Raw genomic sequence first — 22,152 nt, forward strand, 5'->3', positions numbered from 1 at the left:
TATACATTCGGATCAAGGGAGTGTGTATACGTCATACGCGTATCAAGCCTATATCAAGGATAACGACCTGATCGGCAGCATGTCACGTCGAGGAAACTGTTGGGACAATGCGGTGATTGAATCATTTCATTCGAGTCTGAAATCTGAAGAATTTCAATACGTTAAATTTAATTCATTACGCAATAATATTGTAGTTGAACGAGTAATTGCCTATTTAAATTATTATAATGAAGAACGTATCCAAGAAAAATTAGGCTACCTGACACCGATAAAATATGGTGTCAAAGCAGCCTAATCATGGTGTTTTATATGTGTCTCATATCGCTAGGTCAGTCTAAATTAAGGATCTTTTTATATAGTTTTCAATCGATTACTTGTTCATGAAAGATTTAATTTTTTTTTCAGACATAGAAGAATCACATTTAACGTTTACTGCGTCTCCATTTGTGTAGATGAAGCCAGGTACTGTTGGAATATCTTTGTTATTAGTAGTATACCGCAATGCTTTAGCACATAAACAAGTAAATGCTTACAAGGTGATTTCGGACACTATTTTTAAAGTTAAATTCATTGATCAATCAAGAACACAGAAAAACCCTGCCTATTTAGACAGAGTTTTTCAATGACATTTATTTATTGAATTCCTTTTTTAACCCACTCTGCTACTGTGACTGTACGTTTAGCTTGATGTTTAACAGCCGCTTCTACATCTTCAATCATTTCACCAGACGACCCGACTGTAACGCTAGTTCCATATGGATTTCCACCTGCACCAAAGACTACTGGATCCGAATATCCCGGTGGAACGATAATCGCACCCCAGTGCATCATCGAAGTATATAGTGATAGGATGGTTGCTTCTTGACCGCCATGTGGGTTTTGAGCCGAAGACATGGCACTTACAACCTTATTAATCGTCTTACCTTTTGCCCATATACCACCTTGCGTATCGATAAACTGTTTCATCTGAGAAGCCATATTACCAAAACGTGTTGGCGTACTGAAAATAATAGCATCTGCCCATTCAATATCATCTGATGTTGCTACTGGAATATCTTTCGTTGCATCAGCCGTTGCTTTCCATACATCATTATTTTCAACTACTGATTGTGGAGCCAGTTCTTGTACTTTTAAAATTTTCACATCAGCACCTGCTTCTTTCGCACTTGCCTCTGCCCACTTTGCTAATTGATAATTCGTTCCACCCATACTGTAAAAAATTACCGCTAACTTAACTTTTGACATTCACACATCTCCTTTAGTTTGATCAATATTGTTACATTAAATTCATACTAATAGAACCTATTCCTTCTTCCTTTCCCCGTTATTTCTATTACTAATCATCTCCATCCACATAATTTTCATACCTGCCCCTTACTTTACAAATGAGATAGAAATGCAACAATAAACCGATTATCTTTACAAATATCTTAGTGAGTTTTCTAAAAATCCAATACTACAATTCAAAAAGGACAGCTAGATTTTACTCTAGCTGCCCTACTGACCCATTTATACCTTATGGAAATTTGTTCCGTCCGTAGTTTCCGCAACAATTCCAGCGCGGATCACAAAGTCTCCGAAGTGTTCACCATCATCGCGTTCTTTCGCATAACGTTTCAATATCGGTCCTAACTCACTTAATATTTCTTCTTCTCCAATATTTTCACGATAAATCTTGCTTAAGCGTTGCCCTGTAAAGCCGCCACCTAAGTACATATTATACTTGCCTGGTCCCTTACCAATAAAGCCCAGTTCCGCTATCGCTGGACGTGCACATCCATTCGGGCAGCCTGTCATACGCGTTACGATCTCTTCATCGCCAAGTCCAGCTTCGTCAAGTAAGCCTTCGATTTTTGTAATCAGTGAAGGTAAATAACGTTCTGCTTCTGCCATCGCCAAACCGCATGTCGGTAGTGCTACACATGCCATGGAATTTCTACGTAATGCTGACTGTTCAGCTGGAGACTCCAAACCATACTTCGCAATAATTTCTTCTATATTATTCTTATTTGAATCTGCTACGTCACCCAATACTAAGTTTTGATTTGGACTCAAACGGAAATCACCTGTATGAATTTCGGCAATTTCACGAAGTGCGGTCATCAATTTATAGTTTTCTGTATCACGCACACGACCGTTTTCAATGAAGAACGTATAATTCCAACGATCATTTTCAGCTGGTACCCATCCATAGCGATCCCCGTTATGATCAAAGTGATAAGGGCGCGTTTCTTCCAATTCCCAGCCCAGACGGCTATGAAGTTCACTAATCAGCCAATCTAGTCCCCGAGAATCAATCGTATATTTGAAGCGTGCATACTTTCGCACGGAACGATTTCCGTTGTCACGCTGGATCATCATCAAGTGCTTCGCTACATCTACTACTTGATCTGTAGGTACGAATCCAATCAGACGACCTAACTGAGGGTACGTCTGCTCATCACCATGCGCCATTCCCATACCGCCACCTACAGCAACGTTGAAGCCGACTAATTTTTCGTCTTCTACTATCGCAATCAACCCAATGTCTTGAGAAAATACATCAATATCATTCATTGGAGGTACCGCAATTCCAATCTTGAATTTTCTAGGCAAATACGTCGCGCCGTAGATTGGCTCTACCTCTTCCCCTGCCGTATCCACAACCTTTTCCTCATCCAACCAAATTTCATGATAAGCCGTTGTTTGTGGCAGTAAATCCAAGCTTAATTTCTTCGACCACTCGTATATTTCCGCGTGAACGGATGACTGATTCGGATTGGGGCTGCACATGACGTTTCGGTTAACGTCACCACAAGCCGCAATAGAATCCAGTAGCGCGTCATTCATTTCCTGGATATTCTTTTTCATATTCCACTTCAAAATCCCATGCATTTGGAATGCTTGGCGTGTCGTTAACTTTAATGTGCCGTTACCATATTTATGTGCCAGTTCATCCATAACAAGCCATTGTTTTGGCGTAGCGAAACCAGCAGGCGTCCGCACACGGATCATGAACTGATAGGCCGGCTCTAACTTTTGACGCTGACGCTCTACCCGTAAATCTCGATCATCCTGCAAATAACTACCGTGGAATTTCATTAGACGGTTATCATCATCTGGAATTCCTGAACTGATGGAATCATTCATCGTTTCAATGAGATTTCCACGCAAGTAATCACTTTCAATTTTAATTTCTTCTACATCACTCGGTGCTCCATCTTGTATATGAATCGGTTTTGTTGTTGAAGACATGCTTCCACTCCCCTTCTGAATTACTTAATAGACATCTCTCTGATAGCGTTTTTCTTGAACTAACTGTGTAATGAACGCTTCGGCTTCTTCAAGTGATTTGCCGCCTTCTTGTTGAAGGATTTCCAGCAAAGTCGCGTGGACGTCTTTTGCCATGTTCTGTTCATCACCACATACATAAATCACTGCACCTTCTTCAATCCATTGGTACAGTTCTTGACTTGCTTGTTTCATACGGTGCTGTACATATACTTTTTCATCCGTATCACGTGAAAAGGCTACATCGAGGCGTGTTAACGCACCATCCTTCACGTAATTTTGCCATTCAGTCTGATAATAGAAATCTGTCACATAATGCTGATCTCCAAAGAACAACCAAGACTTTCCTTCTGCTCCTGTTTCACTACGTTCTTCTATGAATGAACGGAATGGTGCGATACCCGTTCCAGGCCCTATCATGATGATCGGCGTTCCGGAATTAGCAGGTAAACGGAAATTGTAATTTTTATGGATATAGATTGGTAATGTATCTCCTGGCTCAAGGTTTTCTGCACATTGGATAGAGCAAACGCCTTGTCTGTCGCGACCATGCGCTTCGTAACGAACAACACCAATTGTCAGATGCACTTCTTCTGGATTCGCTTCTAGACTACTTGCAATTGAATATAATCTCGCTGGCAATTTACGAAGAATTCCCACCAGTTGTTGTTCTGAAGCTTCTACTGGTCCGAAGTCCGTTAATGCATCCAGTAAATCTCGTCCATCGACATACGCACGAAGTTCATCCGTATTTTCTTTATTTAGAAGTCGCTTCAACTCTTCTGACTTAGAGTAATTTGATAGTTTTTCAAGTAACGGTCTAGTCAATACGGTAACTTCTAAGTGATTCAGTAAAGCAATGCGTAAAGCACGGCGCTCTCCTTGTGAGTTAATTTCTACTGTTTCTTCTGCATTCCAATCCCCTACTTTAATAATCTCATCGATTAAGTCGGAATTATTCGTTGGGAAAATCCCTACACTATCGCCTGGTTCATATGTCAGCCCAGAGCCTTCTAATGAAATCTCTACGTGACGCGTTTCTTTATTAGAACCACGGCCGTTTAGGTTAATATTTTCAAGTACTTCTGCATTAAATGGATTCGTGCGTGAATACTGAGTAGAAGATGTAGTTTCGACTTCTACACTAGCTGCAGCTGCTTGACCGCCCGTTTGGATTTCCAATGAAACTTCCACCGCAGCTAGCCACTGTGCTGCTGGCTCATCATAATCCAAATCACAATCTACACGTGGTGCTAACTGAACAGCGCCAAGGTCAGATAGTTTCTGATCGAAGTCAGCGCCCGTCTTACAGAAGAATTCATACGAGCTATCGCCAAGTGCCAATACTGAATAATGGAGATGATCTAGTTTTGGGGCACGTTTTCCATGCAAAAACTCAAAAAATGGTAAGGCCGTGTCAGGTGGGTCTCCTTCTCCGTGCGTACTGACGACAAGTAATAGGTTTTCGATTTTCTTCAGGTTATTCGGTTTAAAATCATTCATGGACTGGATGGTCACATCAAAAGATTGTTCTTTTAACTTAGCTGCCGCTTGTTCTGCGATTCCCTGCCCGTTGCCTGTTTGGGAGCCATAAAGTACAGTTATTTCTTTTACTGCCGTCGGAACTTCTATAGCGGGACGCTCTAATACAGCGACGCCACCCGATGGTACTGAAGCTGAGCTGATAGCTGTTAAATAACCACTCAGCCAACTTTGCTGTGTTTCTGTGATGCTCGGTAATAAACGATTGAGCAATTCCACTTGTTCTTCACTAAAAGGACTGTTCGATACTTGTAACGCCATATTCATCACCCTCGCAACCTCTTATTGTATTTTTTATAATCGCTTAATGTTGCAGAAAATCTGACTAGACTGACAACTATTTTTAAGATGATTTCATTGTATTATGATTAATCCTATTAGTCAAGTAGGCATTTAATATAGTAAAGTAAACTTTGTAGAAATAGAGTGGTTGGAATTTTTGTTGGGGTGGGGATTTGCGCTTCGGAGGGGACGCTTTCCCATGGGCGTGACCCTTACCTTTCGTTGCAATTCGCTTGTTAATAAAAAATCATCTAATATTGCTAACACACTTTGATTTCGAACTTAATAATGCAAAAAAAGGATGCCCCGAGGTTCTGGGACATCCTTGTCTCGTTAATTCGAATGTTGTGCTTTGAAACGGTTACCTGCTCTTCGTATCCAGGCAGCTACTAGGATAATGATTAGTAAACCAAGTTGTGCCATGATCGTTTCATTGGTCGGATAAAAACCAATAAAGTCAATAATCGGCAAGCGAGGTTGTACCGTTGTGTTGATCACGTTCGTTAACTGCAATGTATGCAGACTGACGCCAATAATCTTGAATGCTAGCACATAAATCAATATCGTTGCCACTGCAAAGAAGCGGTGGATCGGAACACGATGACTGAGTTTCATGAAGACGACCGCGACGATCGCCAATATGACAACTGCTAGCAATATACCCATCACAAATTTCATAGTGGACATCTTTGGCGCAATCCCTGCATAGAAGACAATCGTTTCCGCACCTTCTCTAAATACAGAAAGGAAGCTGACAGAAGCCATGGCGAGTACGCTTCCTTTTGAAATTGCTTGACCCATTTGTTTAGATATATAACGATTCCAAGATGCGACGTTGGATTTTTGGTGCATCCAAATACCGACACCGATCATCAGTGCAGCCGCCACGAGACCCACATAGCCTTCCATCATTTCACGATCATTGCCTATCGTGACAGATTGTAATACCGTGGACATCATAATCGCAACTACGATACTAAGTGCTAGGCCAGCACCCGCACCAACATATACCCATTTACGCATAGCTTGTTGTTTAGCGTTCGTTAAGAATGATAATAACGCCATAATGATTAACAATGCTTCAAGACCTTCGCGCAATAAAATCAGTGCAGAATCCCAAAAGCTGAAGCTGTCATTTGTTTGCAGTAAGGCAATTTGCTGTTTGAAATTTTGTAACTGACGTTCGGCCTTTTCAAGATCATAGTCGCTATTCGACAATTGACCGATCATCAATGGCAATTCATTTTCAAGCTCTGAATAAAGGGAGGCATTTTTCGTACGCACTTCCCCTTCCACATTCGGCCAAATTTTAATGAACTCGCGCAATGACTTCTTGGCGTCATCCAGCTCTTCATTTTGTAATGAGTCTGAACTTTTATCTAACAGTGCCGTCAATGTTGTCAAAGAATAGTCTTCGGTTGCTGTCTCTTTCAACGTCCCACTGACGAACTGATCTATCTTGACAGTTACATCATCAAATTGCGTCCTCAACATTTCAAGATCAGGTTCTTCTTCTGCCAACGTGATTCTCATGAATGCCATACTCGTTTCAATTGCACCATACGCCGAAATACTTTGCTCACGCACCGGACGTTCATTGCGTGTCCAGGTAGAAATAAATTGCTGATTTGCTTGTTCAATTTCTTCTAACGAACCCGACTCGATAGCTTCGTCTAATTCTGTGAGGGCTGGTTCCATCAATTGACCGAATTTCTCGCGTTCAGCTAGTTCATCCACTGGATTTTCCGACTTTTCTAATTCATGTAAGGCTTTAGATAATGAACTTAATAGCGTACCGCGTGTTTCTGAGTCTGCTTGCAATGCTTGTTTTAATGTTTTATCGATCTCTTTTGTGAACTCCGAACTCTCTAGCTTCTGTTGTTGCCAAATCGTTTTGAATTCTTGTAAAGATGCTACCGCTTCTGCATCATTCGCTTTTTTCGTTTGCATAATCGAATCACTGATGGAAATATAGAGATCACTATAATTGGTTTCCGTGTCAGCGAATGCTGGACGGATTGGCATTAATATGACAATTAATATAACCGCAATCCATTTATATAATCGAGAAGAGTGAGTCACCGATAAAGCCTCCCTTTTGAACTCCAGGGAAGCAGGCGAATAACGCACTGCCACGATGAGTAATATATTCATTTAATTTATCTTCACGACCAAAACTGTTTTGGATTGCGATAAATTGTTTGGGATCTTTTTGGAACGAGATGAACAATAAACCCGCATCAAATGTACCAGTTGAATCCATAACGCCCGAACTATAGGAAAATGAACGACGGTAAATTTTCTGTTTGGATTTCTTAGCCAAACGCACATGGGAAGCTTCGGAGATCACATACTCACCGTTTGAATCCTTTTCCTCCAAATCTACTTCGTCCATCTCTTTTTCCTTACCTATTGGCGCTCCCGTATCGCGATGACGGCCAAATGTGGCTTCTTGTTCCTGCAGAGCTGTTCTATCCCATGTTTCCAAATGCATCTGAACTCGACGAACAGCCATGTACGTACCATTGGTCATCCAACCTTTTGATTGACCTGCATCGATCCAAGCAACTTCATTCATCTCGGCTTCTTTTGATCCATTAGGATTGACTGAACCATCTTTAAACGCAAATAAATTTCTTGGCGTCTCTTTTTTCTTACCTTTCATTGGAAAGGAATTAAAGCCTGCCTGTGTCCATTTTAATGATACTTTTCCTGAAGCTGCACGCACTAAGTTTCGAACCGCGTGGAACGCAACTTGTGGATCATCCGCACATGCTTGAATACAAATATCTCCACCTGTATACGCTGGATCTAGCTGATCTTTTGGAAAGTGTGGCAAATCTTTCAGTTCAGCAGGTTTTTTTGATGCTAAACTTAAAGACTCTCTTTCAAATAGTGACGGACCTACACCAAATGTCAGCGTTAAGTTCGAAGCGTCCAACCCGACTGACTCTCCTGTATCTTGTGCTGGGATGAGCATATTGGAAGTCTGACCATCAATCTGTTCGCCATTCATCATGCGTACAGCAATGGGAGTCCACATTTTAAATAAATCCATCAATTCTTGTTGTGAATTCACCAAGACATTCAACGAAGCAAAATATACGTAACTTTGACATTCAGTTGCGATTCCAGATTGGTGCTTTCCATAGAAATTGAACTTATTTTTTGAGCGTGGATTATCTTCTTCCTCTACCATTCCGAATACTTTGAGAACACCGCCAAGGCCCGATGCGCCGATTGCCACACCAGCTGCACCTGCTCCTGTATACTTCAGCATTTGACGACGCGAAATTTTCTTATCATAGAATTTTTCTTCAGTTCGGTCAGTCATAGGATCACTCCGTTACGATGCCCATCATACTTAATGGTTCACCTAGTTGATTTACCGCTTCTGATAGCGATTTTGTATCTTCTTTTGTTAATTCCTCATAGGATATATAGCCGCCATTGCCATCTTCATATTCCGCAAGCAGACTATTAATTGTTTCGAATTTAGTTTCGAGTTCATCGACTAGTTGCTGATCTTTTGCTACCATCTGATCTTTCAAAATTTCATAGATTTTTTCCGCGCCTTCAATATTTGCTTTGAAGTCATATAGATCAGTGTGAGAATAAATTTCTTCTTCACCAGTAATTTTAGAAGTAGAGACTTCATTCAATAAATCGACTGCCCCTGTGATCATCAAATCGGGTGACACTTCAACGGTTTCTACACGTGCACGTAGTTCTTTTGCATCCTTAAGCAATTGATCTGCAATCTCTGCGTACCCTTCAGTTGTATTTTCCACCCATAGACCGTATTCAATTTTATGATAGCCAGACCATTCTTCTTCTCCTTGACCCTCTTCTTGAATATCTGCAAGACGTGCATCGATTCGGGGATCTAAATCTCCAAAGCTTTCTGCAATCGGTTCAGAGCGTTCAAAATACATTCTAGCGATGGGATAAATTTTCTTTGCTTCTTCTATATCTCCCGCTTTAACAGCAGTGACGAATTTTTCTGTGTCCAGCACGAATTCATCCATTTGTTCAAGCGCAAACTCTTTATATGCATCTGTTTCAGCAGTTAAGTCTACTTCTTCAGTCGCTGCTGGTGCTTTTTCAGTAGATTCTTCAGTTGTTCCACAGCCTGATAGTAAAATTCCTGTTGTTAAAGCGAAGGCAGTTACGAGTGTTTGTTTCATATTTCTTCCTACTTCCTACTGTTTAGTTTTATGTTATCAATGATAATCGTTCTCAAGAGGATGTCAATAGGAAATTAAAGGTTATATATGTATTTTTCTAGGATTTATTGTGTTTTTGATAAATATGCGAGATACTTAATTCTACTAGATAATTTCTGTAGGACTCTTTTCATTCTTCATATTCTGTAACATATAATAACTTGATTCGTCTACTTAGTAACTAGTATGAAGGGAGGGAATCAGTGTGAAGAGAAGTGTCAGTAAACAACAATTCACTTTCTTGCAACAAGAGTTTTCTTTTTTACAACAGCAAGGCAAAATGAAAGAAGCAGATGCTAACGAAATGCTCTCGCTATATGAAGCTAAAGGTAGCACTAATTTCGTGAGAATCTTGCTAGCTTTCGGAGCTATATTAGTCGGGGTCGGGATACTGAGTTTTATCGCAGGCAACTGGGCAGGGCTGACGCCATTCTTTAAGTTTGGATTAATTGTTGCCGGCATGATCTTGGCATACTTTGCAGGATATAAGCTTGAAAGAGATTACGAACGAACATCTCGCAGTATGTACTATATCGGGGCTGCTATTTTTGGTGCGGGGATATTCCTAATTGGCCAAAGCTTTCATTTACAACATACTGTATATACGGACTTCCTATTATGGGGGATCGGCATCTTGCCACTAGCCTACTATCTAAAAGATCAATTGCTTGCTGTATTCGCTAGTGCATTTTTCACAATCTATAGCTTTAGTGCTTTCACAGCTTATGCAGTAGGAAGCTTCGATCCCTTTTGGTTGTTCCTATTGATTCCTCTACTATTCTGGATGAATGAAATGCGATTCGGAAGAAAGAGTTCGTTGTTCGTCATGAATGTTTTGCTTAGTGTGGCTTTTATCGTCAATATGTTAGAGTTCTTCCATGTGGATGAATGGATTTCTGTATTGATTGTCTTTGTATTAGGTGTGCTTCTTGCACTCGCACCTCTCAAACATTATCGTACAGAGTCTTCTTGGGCGGGTTCCGTACTATTTGGAATCACGGGTATTATGCTGACTTTCCCGTTCATATGGGAGGATTTACGATTCGGAGATTCTGCACCTTACATCTTCACTGCTGTATTCGTTATCTTATTGCTTTATCTTCTAAAGAAAAACAGCTTACCAGCTATTTTGATCACATGTGCGTTAATCTACCGCTATTACACGGATATCTCATATAATTTCATGCCAAAATCATTATTTTTCATCATAGGCGGTTTACTGTTAATCGGTTTTGGATTCTGGTTTGAAAAATCACGACGAGAGACGGTGAAACGTCATGAAGAATAAACGGAATCTATTTCTTTTAGCCTTAATCGTCCCAATCATACTTCTATTAGCGATGACTTGGAAGCCTTTATACACAGTGAATACTGGTGAAACTATCACACTGGAAACAGTGCCCGTTGACCCACGCGATATTCTTTATGGTGATTATGTCAGTCTTCAGTTTGCAATTGAAGAATTCTCCAAAGAAGATCTTGACCCTGCGCTCATTAAAGAATTCTCCAAACATGATACTGGAAAGCTGACGGTATATGCTGTATTGCAGCTAGAAGAAGGAGATCTATATGGTTTGAAGACCGTTACACATAAGAAACCAAGCGATGGGTTATTTTTAAAAGGAGATATGTACTACTACGGCGAACATAATATCGATGAAAATCAGATGTATTTCGCAAACTTCCTTCCTGATCGTTTCTATGTAGCTGAAAACACAGGTATGCAGTTGGAAGATCTATCCCGTAAAGGTCAGTTGCTCGCTGACATAAAAGTTCGTGGTGGTTTTGCTGTGTTAGAAAATGTACGGCCTAAATAGGTCACTTTATTAAAATTGTGGAAGCTGTTGCTGGAAGTCGTGGGAAACACGTTTTCTAGTAATGGTTTCTTTTTTTGAGTTTGTATTGTTTTGAAGATAGTAAGAAGCCGCCTTTGGGTAAGGTGCATGGTATGGAGTAAGCGGCATTGGTAGTGGTTCGGCAAGATCATTTAATTGTTTGTTTTGTACAGAGCTACTCGTTGGATTGCGGGTAGGCAGTTCATATAGTTGTTTTTAAAGGAATATGTGCTTAAGTGACTACGGATTATGTTTCTGTAAAGCGTACGTAATAAGCGGCGTTGGGTTGTGGTTCTTGCACGTGCATTTCCTGTTTGATCTGGAGGTTGTGGTTTAGCTGGCAATCTAAGTGGCAAGTTCATTGTCCCCACTTCGGCGCTGGCGGATGGCTTTCGCGATGAGCCACAGCAGGCGCCTTCGTTGCATTAGGTGTAGGGCAGTTCGTCTAGTTATTTTAATCGTCGAAGTGCTTTTGTATTCCGTTTTTATTTAGCATGCCTAATAAGCGGCGTACGGTTGTGGTTCTTGCATATGCTTTTCTTTTTCCTGTTCAATTAGGGGGTTGTGGTTTAGCTGGCGATCTAAGTGGCAAGTTCATTGTCCCCACTACGGCGCTGGTGGATGGCTCTCGCGATGAGCCACAGACAGGAAGTGCACCTGTCTCTGTCTCCTCGCTACGCCTACCACAGCAGGCGCCTTCGTTGCGTCGAGTGTAGGGCAGTTCGTAGACTTCTTTCGCAAGCAATACATACTAGATATCATGATGTAGCTGATATTTTTTCATATTAGAACCACAACCAAAATAAACACCACTCAGTAGCACAGGCACAACTGCGGGGTAGGCCGTGGCCATGAGACAACTGGCAGCACCACCGCCAGCTGGCTCCTGGCTGGAGGCAATCCCCCACGTGCCTGCGCGGGTCAAAAAGACGAACACTCACTAACTTCAGTGCCTAACAGCCGGTCGAGCAACGCCCCAACAAAGAGTGACAAAGCCCCGCAGCCGCCTAGTCTTTCCGTCAACCGCGTTTCTAGGTTGGGTACTGTACGCAATTTATCATTTTGCTATCCTACTTAAAACCACAACCAAAATAACTACCACTCAGTAGCGCAGGCACAACTGCGGGGTAGGCCGTGGCCATGAGACAACTGGCAGCACCACCGCCAGCTGGCTCCTGGCTGTAGGCAATCCCCCACGTGCCTGCGCGGGTCCAGAAAACGAACACTCAGTAACTTCGGTCCCCAACAAACAGTCGAGCAACCCCCCAACCAAAAGTGAACAAGACCTGCAGCAGCATAGTCTTTCCACCAACCATGTTTGCAGGTTGGGTAAGGTACGCTATTACTTATTTTATCAGTCCGCTTAGTGCCACTCTACCACCAGTGAACGGACTAGAAATGCAACGTCCATAGCTTCTTCTTTAGGTATTTCCACACACCTTCTTGAATTTGTAACTATTTATTCAATTTATACACTGTTCAAAACTACTGTTTCTACGTATAATTTAGGTAATTCACTAAAGGAGCTGGAGCTGGCCTTGAAGCCTATTTCAAAATTAGCATCAAAGATTTTAGTCGTAGCCCTCTTTGTCACGGCGATTGTTGCAGGTGTCACTTGGAACTATTTACAATCCACTGGAGGAAAAGAAGTATCCTTTGCTCAGATGGAAAAACTGATTGCTGAACAATCAGGTGCTAGTGTCTTACTAAATGAAACGGCCAAAGGAAAGTTATCGATCACTATAGATCACACAACATACAGCACGATGGTGCGTCCACAAAGTACATTAGTGGATGACTTGGTACAGAAATATAATGTGTCTTATCAATATAAAGCAGAAAGTTCGGCGGGTAGTTGGATTTTTGGTGGGCTTATATTTGCGGCTCTTTTGACACTTTTCATTCTTCACAAAAAAGGTAAGCTTAATATTGGTGCGTCAGCTATGAAACACCAGGCATCAAAAGCGACTCCGCTTCCTGACATTACAATGGCTGATATCGGCGGAATCCCTCAAGAAATGAAAGAAGAAATCCTACAGACGTTAGAAGTATTCAAAAATCCTGAAGCAGCGAAAGATATGGGCATTGCATTGCCTCAAGGTATTTTACTGTATGGACCTCCGGGGACTGGTAAAACATTATTAGCTCAAGCAATCGCAAAAGAAATAGGAGCTACTTTTTATTCCTCAAGTGGTGCAGCCTTTACAGAATTATTTGTAGGTGTTGGTGCTTCACGCGTTCGTACACTTTTCGAAAATGCCCGTAAGCAACGTCCTGCCGTCATCTTTATAGATGAAGTAGACGCATTGGCTGGAAAACGAAAAGAACACGGCGGAGAAGAATCTGAAAAGACGTTAACTGAATTGCTCGTTCAACTTGATGGTGGAAATGATAACGACGGTATATTATTCATTGCCGCAACGAATCGAAAAGATATGCTGGATGATGCATTCTTGCGTCCAGGACGTATTGACTTTACTTTTCATGTTCAATTGCCAGACACAAAAGGACGTCGCGAAATTATCGATATCCATACAAATGGCAGAACGCTGGCACCTAATGTTGTAGCGTCTCTTGATACACTTGCAGACAGCACTTCAGGTTTTTCCGGTGCAGAAATTAGCAGTTTGTTCGAAACAGCTAGCCGCCGCGCCATTCGCGAAGGTCGGAAACTAATCGAGAAGCATGATTTGGATTTTGCAATTGACCGCACAATCCTTGGAAATACAGCGCGTACGTTAAGCGATCAAGAAACGAAGCGTCGCGTAGCCATTCACGAATCCGGGCACGCCATCATCGCTGCTCTAACAAAGCCAGGTTCTGTGAGAAAAGCGACGATCATTCCAAGAGGTCAAGCACTCGGTTATGTAGCCCCTATTCAAAAGGAATTGCATTTATCTACAGCCAGCGAATTGCTTGATCAAGTCAGTATGATCTTAGCGGGTGGCATTGCAGAGCGCCTCTATTTAGGTGAGCACAGTATTGGTGTTGGAGGCGACGTGGAACAGGCCAAAGATATTCTTGAGCGTATGGTGAACACTGGATTGTTCCAAGAAGGATTTTCTTTGATCTTCAATAAAGCTGATAGAGAAGAAAAAATGCAAATGCTATTTAATCAAGCCGCGAAAAAGACGGAAACGCTCATTAAGGAGCACGCGTATCAATTTGAAGAATTGGTCAATGCACTATATAAAGAAGAAACGCTTGAAGGTGACGAAGTGCAGCGCATTGTCGAGTTACCGACTCCTAAAGATGCGGTAGTGTTTATCTGATAACTAGCAAAACAGCGATCATCTTATTGATGGTCGCTGTTTCTTTTTATGACACGGACGATTGTTTGCGTCAGTCATCCGCGCTTTTCTACCTTCATCGGCCAACCATCTTTTATCCGTAATGAAATCAACGGTTCTGGAACGGGCGCTTGCAATCGAACATTATGAAATAAAAACTTCTTATATAGCACCGTCAAAATGAGTGTCGCTTCAAGCATCGCAAATCTTGAACCGATGCAACTGCGGGAGCCGCCACCGAACGGAATGTAACTAAATGGCGCATACTTATTACCTGCTGCAAACCGATCCGGGTCAAATGCACTTGGATTCGGGAACACCTCTTCATTTCGATGAACCGCATACGGACAGATCATAAACGTGCTTCCCTCTTTAAAAGATCTTCCGAACATCTCAACAGGTTCGTCAAGTTCCCGATATATCAGCCAGGCAGGAGGATAAAGCCGCAAGCCTTCATCAATAATTTGCTGTGTATACGGTAATTCCCGCATCCAATTAAATGGATTACCTCTCAATTCTGCAGTTTCCAATTCATCTATTAGACGTCTCTCTACTTCAGGATGCCTTGCAATTTCAGCAAATAACCAGCCCAATAAGTTTGCTGTCGTTTCATGACCCGCAAGCAACATGGTCATCATCTGATCACGTACTTCTCTGTCCCGCAATCTGTTTCCGTTCTCATCTGTCACCGCCATCATCATGCCAAGCAACGAATCTTCAAACCATTCAGGATGGTCTTTCGCAGCCATTAACACTTCTTCAATCATTGCTTCGAGTGTCTGTATTGCTTCTTTATGTTTCAAGTTGGCTTTAGTCGGAACTGAAGCAGGAATCATCACGGGACTGAATAAAATTTTGACGCTTTGCTCAATCGTTGTCGTGACAGCATCCGCAAGCTCTTTCTCCTCTTCCGAGACGTTTGTTGAGAACATCGTTCGCGTAATGATCGACAGTGTCAAACGCATCATAACAGTATGCATATCCACTTCCTGTTCATGCTCAAGACGCTCACCTAGCTTCTCCGTTTCATCAATGATGGCATGGGCGTAGCGCTCTAGTGCATCTTTATAGAACGCCGGTTGGATATATTTCCTCTGCGTCGCATGCCGCTCACCTTCCGTCGTCAGTAAACCTTTTCCCACAGTTCTCTGCAACACAGTCGTGGTCCGGCCTTTAATAAATGACTGGTCTTGACGAATCAAGATTTCTCGAATAGCTTCCGGACTGTTGACCACAAACGTCGGGGAAATGCCCGTCTTCAATGAAATCACATCGCCAATCGGCTGTACTCGCGTAAAAAAAGCTATAGGGTCACGCATGAATTCCAAGTAATTCTGTAAACGTGGAGTCGCAATATCTTGTACAGTAACCATGAAATCTCCTCCAAGGTTGTCATAATGCACCATTTCCCTTTCTCCTGTATGTATGCAGTGTTTCTGGATATGCTAGTCAAAAGGAGGTGGGTCAATTGGCAAAAGACGTATTATGTGAAGTAACGAACTGTCATTTTTGGGAAGCAGGTAATCAGTGTGGAGCAGACGAAATCAAAGTGATTTCACGAAAAGGAAGAAAAGCAAAAGACTCAGCCGAAACAGATTGTGGTACGTTCATTCCAAAAGGATAATCCACCTAGCAGCAGCCAGGCTTTTATGCTTGGCTGCTTTTTAATTATAGCTAGACACTTATGTATTGCTTCCCAGTTCATAACAATTATTTCAACTTGAACGTAGCAGTACAATGAGCAACCAATTCATCCTTCTCGTTGAATAACGTTCCTTCAACCAAAGCTGTAGAGCGTGTTCTATTGATGACGGCAGCTTTTGAATAGACAGATTCTTGAACGACCGGCTTTAGAAATTGCGTTGCCATTTGTATCGTCATAACATCATTTGCACCCATTGAACGACAAAGCATTCCCATCGTCGTATCGAGAACGGACATATACATACCACCGTGAATGGTTCCGCGTACATTATCATAGTCTTGACGATAAGGTAAATATAATTCCACATTACCCGCTTCTAATTTTTGTGTTTGCAGACCTGCAAATTTCCAAAAAGGACTTGTCTCGAAATCTTGTCGAACTTGTGCCAAGTATTCCACTGTCGTATCGTTCATTTCATTACCTCCCGAAAATGTAGTGATTGTTTTATATACCATATCGTAAAGGTAGTCTGACGACAATTCAAAGCAATTTATCTTACACGATAATATTTCTATTTCTAATTATTTTAATAAAAAGTATATATTTTTGAATCTATTTCCTTTATAATGAAGTCAATTTCATAAGTTTTTTAATTTAGGAAGAGTACCTGTGAGCATTATGCCAATCCAATCACCTGTTATGTAATGGAATAGAGATCCTCTCTATTCTTATATCAACAAGCGAAACAGAGTAAAGGTCCCTCTCCAATCTGTCATGTTGGTACTATTTCATGTGGATTGGAGAGGGACTTTTTTATGTGAACATGACTTTAAACATTTTATATAGAAAGGATGGATGTTACGGTTGGAAAATAAGCTGAAGCTCTACGGCTTTAACAACCTCACCAAAACTCTTAGCTTCAACATTTATGATGTGAGCTATGCAAAAAGTAGAAGAGAGCAAAGTGAGTATATCGCCTATATAGATGAGCAATACAATTCGGAACGTTTAACGAAAATTCTCTATGATGTCACCGAAATGATTGGTGCCCATGTATTGAATGTCAGTAAACAAGACTACGACCCGCAAGGTGCTAGTGTAACGTTGATGATTTCAGAGGAGAAATTCCCTGCATCACAAATTGATCCTTCCTGCAATCAAGGTGCGATTCCCATCTTACCCGATAAAGACTCCGTCGTTAGTCATTTGGACAAAAGCCACGTGACCGTCCATACGTATCCCGAGTATCATCCCGATAACTCCATTGCGACGTTTCGTGTAGATATAGATGTGTCGACGTGTGGGGAGATTTCTCCATTAAATGCGCTCGACTATCTCATTGGAAGCTTTGATTCGGATATCATTACCGCAGATTATCGCGTACGTGGATTTACACGATCAGTCGACGGTAAAAAACTCTTTATGGATCATGCGATTACATCAATCCAAGACTTCATTGACGAGAAAACATTGCAAATGTATGACGCAATCGATATAAATGTTTATCAAGCGAATATATTCCATACGAAATTACTCATTAAAGAGATTGATTTGCAAGATTACCTATTTAACAAAGACGTTTCAGAAATACCGCCGAAAGAACGTCTTCTAATCTCTCATAATCTCCGCAAAGAGATGATTGAAATTTACAGCGGTTCCAATGTCTATGAAAATGAGTGAGGAGAGACTATTGAAATTATCACAACATCGCGCTCCAATTATGGAAGCTTTGCAGCAATATCAAGAAGCACGTGTCGTTCCTTTTGATGTTCCCGGACACAAACATGGCCGTGGCAATAAAGAGCTTGCGGACTTCCTCGGGGAGACTTGCTTGCATCATGACGTGAATTCCATGAAACCTCTCGATAATTTATGTCACCCTGTCTCTGTCATACATGAAGCAGAAGAGTTGGCAGCAGAAGCGTTTGGCGCAAAGCACGCCTTCTTGCTAGTAAATGGGACGACCTCTGCCGTACAAGCTATGGTCATGACCGCTTGTAAAGCTGGAGAGAAGATCATCATGCCACGAAATGTTCATCGCAGCGCCATCAACGCTTTAATCTTAAGTGGAGCTGTTCCTATTTACGTGAATCCTGGAGTGCAAGTAGATCTTGGCATTCCACTCGGCATGGCGTTGGATGAAGTAAGGAGAGCAATCGTGGATCACCCTGATGCTAAAGCGATTCTTATTAATAATCCAACCTATTATGGTATCTGCTCCAATCTTCAAGCCATTACTGAACTAGCACATGCACATGGTATGCTCGTGTTAGTGGATGAAGCACATGGTACACATTTTTATTTTAATGATAAATTGCCTGCTTCCGCGATGTCCGTCGGCGCGGATATGGCCTCTATCAGTATGCATAAATCAGGCGGATCTTTAACGCAAAGCTCATTTTTATTAATTAATAATGATGTAAGTGAAGGCTATACGCGACAGATTATTAACCTGACGCAGACTACGAGTGGGTCTTATCTATTGATGTCGTCATTGGATATTTCACGTAAAAACCTCGCACTATACGGTCAGGAAATCTTCGATAAAGTGATTAAAATGGCGCAGTATACTCGTGATGAAGTCAACCAGATAGGTGGCTATTATGCTTATTCCAAAGAATTGATCAACGGTGATACAGTCTATGATTTCGATGAGTCCAAACTGTCGATTCACACGCGCCAAATGGGACTCGCAGGGATTGAAGTGTATGATATTTTACGTGATGAATACGATATCCAAATCGAATTCGGAGACGTAGCAAATATCCTCGCCTATATTTCAGTCGGAGATCGCACGCTGGATCTTGAACGACTGGTTGCGGCACTAGCGGAAATCAATCGTCGTTATAAAAAGGATCCTAGTTCTTTATTCGACCATGAATATATTAATCCAGAAATTGTTCAGTCACCCCAACAGGCATTTTACGCTGATAAGGAGATAGTATTGCTAGCTGAATCTGCAGGACGAGTCGCAAGCGAATTCGTCATGTGTTACCCACCCGGCATCCCCATTGTGGCACCTGGGGAACGAATCACAAATGAAATAATTGAATATATCAACTATTGCAAAGACAAAGGGTGTTTCCTAACAGGTACCGAAGATTCGAATGTAAATTATATTAACGTAGTAAAGGAGGATGTTTGATGAACTTATGGTTTACTGAAGATCATTCACCATATGCCCGCTTTTCCTTTCGCGTTGAAGAACATTTATATACTGCGACGAGTGAATTCCAGAAGATTGATGTCTTTCAGACAACAGAGTTCGGTAGAATTTTGACATTGGATGGCTATGTCATGGTGACGGAGAAAGACGAATTCATTTATCACGATATGATTGTTCACGTACCAATGGCCACCAATCCGTCCATCCAGAAAGTGTTGGTTATAGGTGCAGGTGATGGTGGCACCGTACGGGAATTGACGCGCTATCCCTCAATCAAAAAAATAGACATGGTGGAGATTGATGAGCAGGTTGTGAAAGTATGCCAGGAGTTTTTACCGCAAACGGCAGCGCAACTGACGGATCCGCGCGTTACGCTATATTTTGAAGACGGTCTAAAATTTGTCCGCCAGCAAGAAAATGCCTATGACTTGATTATTGTCGATTCCACCGACCCATTCGGTCCGGGTGAAGGTCTCTTTACGAAAGAGTTTTATGGCAATTGCTATAAAGCTTTGAACGAACAAGGCATTCTTGTGAATCAGCATGAAAGTCCTTTCTACGCCGAAGACGCACGCGGTATGCAGCGAGCACATAAAAGTATTATGGGGTTCTTCCCCGTTTCTAAAGTCTATCAAGCACATATTCCAACCTATCCATCAGGGCACTGGCTGTTCGGATTGGCTTCTAAGAAATATGACCCAATAGAAGATTTGGATTCTGATGCCTGGAATGCACTTGGTTTACAAACAAAATATTATAATACAAAACTGCATGTCGGCTCGTTCGCCTTGCCAAATTATGTTAAGGAGTTACTGATTCATGCTAAATAAAAATATAGAAACATTTTTAGGTTTCGATGCAGACTACAAGGATTCTTCATTCGTAATTTTCGGTGCTCCTTTTGATTCTACAACCTCTTTTCGTCCTGGCACGCGATTCGCCAGTAAAGTGATGCGTAGTGAGTCATTTGGTCTCGAGACATACAGTCCTTATCAAGAAGCTGATTTAACGGATTACGCATTATTCGACGGCGGTGATTTGGAACTGAGTTTTGGTAATACGGAACGTGCTCTCGAGCAAATTGAAGAGTTCACTTCACTTGTTTTGAAGGATGAGAAAATCCCTTGCATGATTGGCGGTGAACATTTAGTGACTCTCGGGGCTGTACGTGCTGCTGCGGAAAAGTACCCGGATCTGCATGTTATTCAATTCGATGCACATACAGATTTGCGTGAAGATTATTTGGATCAGCGTCTATCCCATGCCACGGTTATACGCAGAATCTGGGACTTGCTCGGCGATAAGAAAATCTTTCAATACGGCATTCGTTCAGGTGATCGTCCTGAATTCGAATGGGCGGCTCAGCAGCATGTCTTCATGAATAAATTTAATTTTGATGGTCTTGAAAATACAGTTGAAAAACTACAAGGTAAACCCGTCTATTTGACAATCGATCTGGATGTACTGGATCCTTCCGTATTCCCTGGAACCGGTACACCGGAAGCGGGTGGCGTAAGCTTTGTTGAATTGCTAAATGCGATTTTGACAGTCAGCGATTTGAATATCGTTGCCTGTGATATTAATGAGTTGTCCCCTGTCTATGATCAAAGTGGTGTATCAACCGCAGTTGCTTGTAAAGTGTTGCGTGAATTAACAATTGCAATAAATAAAAATAACGAAATGGGTGGTGTCTTTAATGGGTAAAGCATTAATTATTGGAGCTGGCGGTGTAGCAAGTGTGGTTGTGCATAAGTGTTGTGAGGTACCAGATGTATTTGAAGAAATCTGTATCGCAAGTAGGACGAAATCAAAATGTGATGCATTGAAAGACAAGCTAGATGGTGGACGAACGAAAATCCAAACTGCACAAGTAGATGCAGACAACGTGCCTGAACTCGTCGCGTTAATCAATGAATTCAAACCGGATATCGTCATTAATGTCGCATTGCCTTATCAGGATTTGACGATTATGGATGCATGCCTTGAAACAAATGTGGACTATCTGGATACGGCAAACTACGAGCCACTTGATACAGCAAAATTTGAATATAAATGGCAGTGGGCTTATAAAGAGAAGTTTGAGCAAGCAGGTATTACTGCCTTGCTCGGCAGCGGTTTCGACCCTGGCGTAACCGGTGTGTTCTCCGCTTACGCATTGAAGCATTACTTCGATGAAATCCATACGATTGATATCGTGGATGCCAACGCAGGCGACCATGGCTATCCCTTTGCAACTAACTTTAACCCGGAAATCAACATCCGTGAAATCACTGCAAACGGACGCTACTACGAAAATGGAGAGTTCATCGAAACAGAACCTCTTGAAGTGAAACGTGTCTATGATTTACCTGAAATCGGACCAAAAGATGTCTACTTGCTATACCATGAGGAACTTGAATCATTAGCAAAAAATATTACTGGTGTAAATAAAATTCGTTTCTGGATGACGTTCTCCGAAAAGTATTTGATGCATTTACGTGTACTTGAAAATGTGGGTATGACGTCCATCGAACCGATTGAATTCGAAGGTCAACAAATCGTTCCACTACAATTTTTAAAAGCTGTACTACCGGACCCCGCTTCTCTCGGACCGCGTACGAAAGGAAAAACGAATATCGGTTGTATCTATCAAGGTACGAAGGACGGCGAGCCAAAAACGTATTACGTATACAATATTTGTGATCACCAAGAGTGCTATCGTGAAGTAGGATCACAAGCTATTTCCTATACAACAGGTGTACCAGCTATGATCGGTGCGATGATGATGTTAACAGGCAAGTGGAAAAAGCCGGGGGTCTTCAATATTGAAGAATTCGATCCAGATCCATTCATGGATGCGTTGAATAAGTATGGTTTACCTTGGCACGAAGACTTCAACCCAACTTTGATAGACTGA

General features: G+C 41.7%; 19 protein-coding genes. 11 read left to right on the forward strand and 8 right to left on the reverse strand.

What is annotated here, in order from left to right; translation table 11 throughout:
• Positions 1-295: integrase core domain-containing protein (locus tag H605_RS0114585; protein WP_029053427.1), on the forward strand; the 295-nt coding region annotated here is incomplete at its 5' end.
• Between the two features lie 338 nt (positions 296-633).
• On the opposite strand, the gene wrbA is transcribed toward H605_RS0114585, so the two are convergent.
• The 6 genes from wrbA to efeO all read right to left on the reverse strand — a co-directional run bounded on the left by wrbA (position 634) and on the right by efeO (position 9,281).
• Positions 634-1,245: an NAD(P)H:quinone oxidoreductase gene (wrbA, locus tag H605_RS0114590; RefSeq protein ID WP_029054901.1), complete on the reverse strand. Its 612-nt coding sequence runs from the start codon at positions 1,243-1,245 to the stop codon at positions 634-636.
• Positions 1,246-1,509: 264 nt separating this feature from the next.
• Positions 1,510-3,234, reverse strand: coding sequence for an assimilatory sulfite reductase (NADPH) hemoprotein subunit (gene cysI, locus H605_RS0114595; RefSeq protein ID WP_029054902.1), 1,725 nt, complete (start codon positions 3,232-3,234; stop codon positions 1,510-1,512).
• A 24-nt stretch (positions 3,235-3,258) separates the two neighbouring features.
• Positions 3,259-5,073, reverse strand: coding sequence for an assimilatory sulfite reductase (NADPH) flavoprotein subunit (locus tag H605_RS0114600; protein ID WP_029054903.1), 1,815 nt, complete (start codon positions 5,071-5,073; stop codon positions 3,259-3,261).
• A 354-nt stretch (positions 5,074-5,427) separates the two neighbouring features.
• The gene (locus tag H605_RS0114605) at positions 5,428-7,176 is read right to left on the reverse strand and encodes an FTR1 family protein (RefSeq protein ID WP_029054904.1); all 1,749 of its coding nucleotides are present in this window, start codon (positions 7,174-7,176) and stop codon (positions 5,428-5,430) included.
• Complete coding sequence (gene efeB / locus H605_RS0114610) at positions 7,151-8,428, reverse strand: iron uptake transporter deferrochelatase/peroxidase subunit (protein WP_029054905.1); 1,278 nt, start codon at positions 8,426-8,428, stop codon at positions 7,151-7,153. The genes H605_RS0114605 and efeB overlap by 26 nt, the downstream gene beginning before the upstream one ends.
• Before the next feature lie 4 nt (positions 8,429-8,432).
• Positions 8,433-9,281, reverse strand: coding sequence for an iron uptake system protein EfeO (gene efeO / locus H605_RS0114615; protein ID WP_029054906.1), 849 nt, complete (start codon positions 9,279-9,281; stop codon positions 8,433-8,435).
• Positions 9,282-9,525: 244 nt separating this feature from the next.
• On the opposite strand from efeO, the gene H605_RS0114620 reads away from it, so the two are divergent.
• From H605_RS0114620 to H605_RS0114630, 4 genes are all read left to right on the forward strand, one after another.
• A complete protein-coding gene (locus H605_RS0114620) occupies positions 9,526-10,608 on the forward strand; it encodes a DUF2157 domain-containing protein (RefSeq protein ID WP_029054907.1) in 1,083 nt (360 codons plus the stop codon).
• On the forward strand, positions 10,598-11,137 hold the full coding sequence (locus tag H605_RS0114625) for a GDYXXLXY domain-containing protein (protein ID WP_029054908.1): 540 nt from the start codon (positions 10,598-10,600) through the stop codon (positions 11,135-11,137). Before H605_RS0114620 ends, H605_RS0114625 begins: the two co-directional genes overlap by 11 nt.
• A gap of 512 nt (positions 11,138-11,649) precedes the next feature.
• The gene (locus tag H605_RS19260; RefSeq protein WP_155979547.1) at positions 11,650-11,871 is read left to right on the forward strand and encodes a hypothetical protein; all 222 of its coding nucleotides are present in this window, start codon (positions 11,650-11,652) and stop codon (positions 11,869-11,871) included.
• A gap of 822 nt (positions 11,872-12,693) precedes the next feature.
• Positions 12,694-14,427: an AAA family ATPase gene (locus tag H605_RS0114630; RefSeq protein ID WP_037562186.1), complete on the forward strand. Its 1,734-nt coding sequence runs from the start codon at positions 12,694-12,696 to the stop codon at positions 14,425-14,427.
• Between the two features lie 74 nt (positions 14,428-14,501).
• Here H605_RS0114630 and H605_RS0114635 read toward each other — a convergent pair whose 3' ends face one another.
• Positions 14,502-15,818: a cytochrome P450 gene (locus tag H605_RS0114635; RefSeq protein ID WP_029054910.1), complete on the reverse strand. Its 1,317-nt coding sequence runs from the start codon at positions 15,816-15,818 to the stop codon at positions 14,502-14,504.
• Between the two features lie 95 nt (positions 15,819-15,913).
• Between H605_RS0114635 and H605_RS18740 the strand changes: the two genes are divergently transcribed.
• Positions 15,914-16,069: a DUF1540 domain-containing protein gene (locus H605_RS18740; RefSeq protein ID WP_081657962.1), complete on the forward strand. Its 156-nt coding sequence runs from the start codon at positions 15,914-15,916 to the stop codon at positions 16,067-16,069.
• Positions 16,070-16,155: 86 nt separating this feature from the next.
• On the opposite strand, the gene H605_RS0114645 is transcribed toward H605_RS18740, so the two are convergent.
• Entirely contained in the window at positions 16,156-16,563 is a 408-nt protein-coding gene (locus H605_RS0114645; RefSeq protein WP_029054911.1) for a PaaI family thioesterase, read from the reverse strand.
• Positions 16,564-16,945: 382 nt separating this feature from the next.
• Here H605_RS0114645 and speD point away from each other — a divergent pair, with 382 nt between their 5' ends.
• Genes speD through H605_RS0114670 form a run of 5 tightly spaced genes read left to right on the forward strand, consistent with a single transcriptional unit; the run spans position 16,946 to position 22,152 of the window.
• Positions 16,946-17,770: an adenosylmethionine decarboxylase gene (speD, locus tag H605_RS0114650; RefSeq protein ID WP_029054912.1), complete on the forward strand. Its 825-nt coding sequence runs from the start codon at positions 16,946-16,948 to the stop codon at positions 17,768-17,770.
• Complete coding sequence (locus H605_RS0114655; protein ID WP_418346949.1) at positions 17,751-19,235, forward strand: aminotransferase class I/II-fold pyridoxal phosphate-dependent enzyme; 1,485 nt, start codon at positions 17,751-17,753, stop codon at positions 19,233-19,235. Before speD ends, H605_RS0114655 begins: the two co-directional genes overlap by 20 nt.
• Positions 19,235-20,086 carry a polyamine aminopropyltransferase gene (gene speE, locus H605_RS0114660; protein WP_029054914.1) on the forward strand — a complete coding sequence of 284 codons (852 nt, stop codon included), beginning with the start codon at positions 19,235-19,237 and terminating at the stop codon, positions 20,084-20,086. Before H605_RS0114655 ends, speE begins: the two co-directional genes overlap by 1 nt.
• Positions 20,076-20,960: an agmatinase gene (gene speB, locus H605_RS0114665; protein ID WP_029054915.1), complete on the forward strand. Its 885-nt coding sequence runs from the start codon at positions 20,076-20,078 to the stop codon at positions 20,958-20,960. The genes speE and speB overlap by 11 nt, the downstream gene beginning before the upstream one ends.
• On the forward strand, positions 20,953-22,152 hold the full coding sequence (locus tag H605_RS0114670; RefSeq protein WP_029054916.1) for a saccharopine dehydrogenase family protein: 1,200 nt from the start codon (positions 20,953-20,955) through the stop codon (positions 22,150-22,152). Before speB ends, H605_RS0114670 begins: the two co-directional genes overlap by 8 nt.

Origin of the sequence: Sporosarcina ureae DSM 2281, assembly GCF_000425545.1 — a bacterium.
GTDB classification, from domain to species: Bacteria; Bacillota; Bacilli; order Bacillales_A; family Planococcaceae; genus Sporosarcina; species Sporosarcina ureae.

Coding starts and splice junctions, on each gene's coding strand:
- wrbA (WP_029054901.1), bottom strand. CDS start 1,245: ATGTCAAAAGTTAAGTTAGCGGTAATTTTTTACAGTATGGGTGGAACG.
- cysI (WP_029054902.1), bottom strand. CDS start 3,234: ATGTCTTCAACAACAAAACCGATTCATATACAAGATGGAGCACCGAGT.
- H605_RS0114600 (WP_029054903.1), bottom strand. CDS start 5,073: ATGGCGTTACAAGTATCGAACAGTCCTTTTAGTGAAGAACAAGTGGAA.
- efeB (WP_029054905.1), bottom strand. CDS start 8,428: ATGACTGACCGAACTGAAGAAAAATTCTATGATAAGAAAATTTCGCGT.
- efeO (WP_029054906.1), bottom strand. CDS start 9,281: ATGAAACAAACACTCGTAACTGCCTTCGCTTTAACAACAGGAATTTTA.
- H605_RS0114625 (WP_029054908.1), top strand. CDS start 10,598: ATGAAGAATAAACGGAATCTATTTCTTTTAGCCTTAATCGTCCCAATC.
- H605_RS19260 (WP_155979547.1), top strand. CDS start 11,650: ATGCCTAATAAGCGGCGTACGGTTGTGGTTCTTGCATATGCTTTTCTT.
- H605_RS0114635 (WP_029054910.1), bottom strand. CDS start 15,818: ATGGTTACTGTACAAGATATTGCGACTCCACGTTTACAGAATTACTTG.
- H605_RS0114645 (WP_029054911.1), bottom strand. CDS start 16,563: ATGAACGATACGACAGTGGAATACTTGGCACAAGTTCGACAAGATTTC.
- speD (WP_029054912.1), top strand. CDS start 16,946: ATGTTACGGTTGGAAAATAAGCTGAAGCTCTACGGCTTTAACAACCTC.
- H605_RS0114655 (WP_418346949.1), top strand. CDS start 17,751: ATGTCTATGAAAATGAGTGAGGAGAGACTATTGAAATTATCACAACAT.
- speE (WP_029054914.1), top strand. CDS start 19,235: ATGAACTTATGGTTTACTGAAGATCATTCACCATATGCCCGCTTTTCC.
- speB (WP_029054915.1), top strand. CDS start 20,076: ATGCTAAATAAAAATATAGAAACATTTTTAGGTTTCGATGCAGACTAC.
- H605_RS0114670 (WP_029054916.1), top strand. CDS start 20,953: ATGGGTAAAGCATTAATTATTGGAGCTGGCGGTGTAGCAAGTGTGGTT.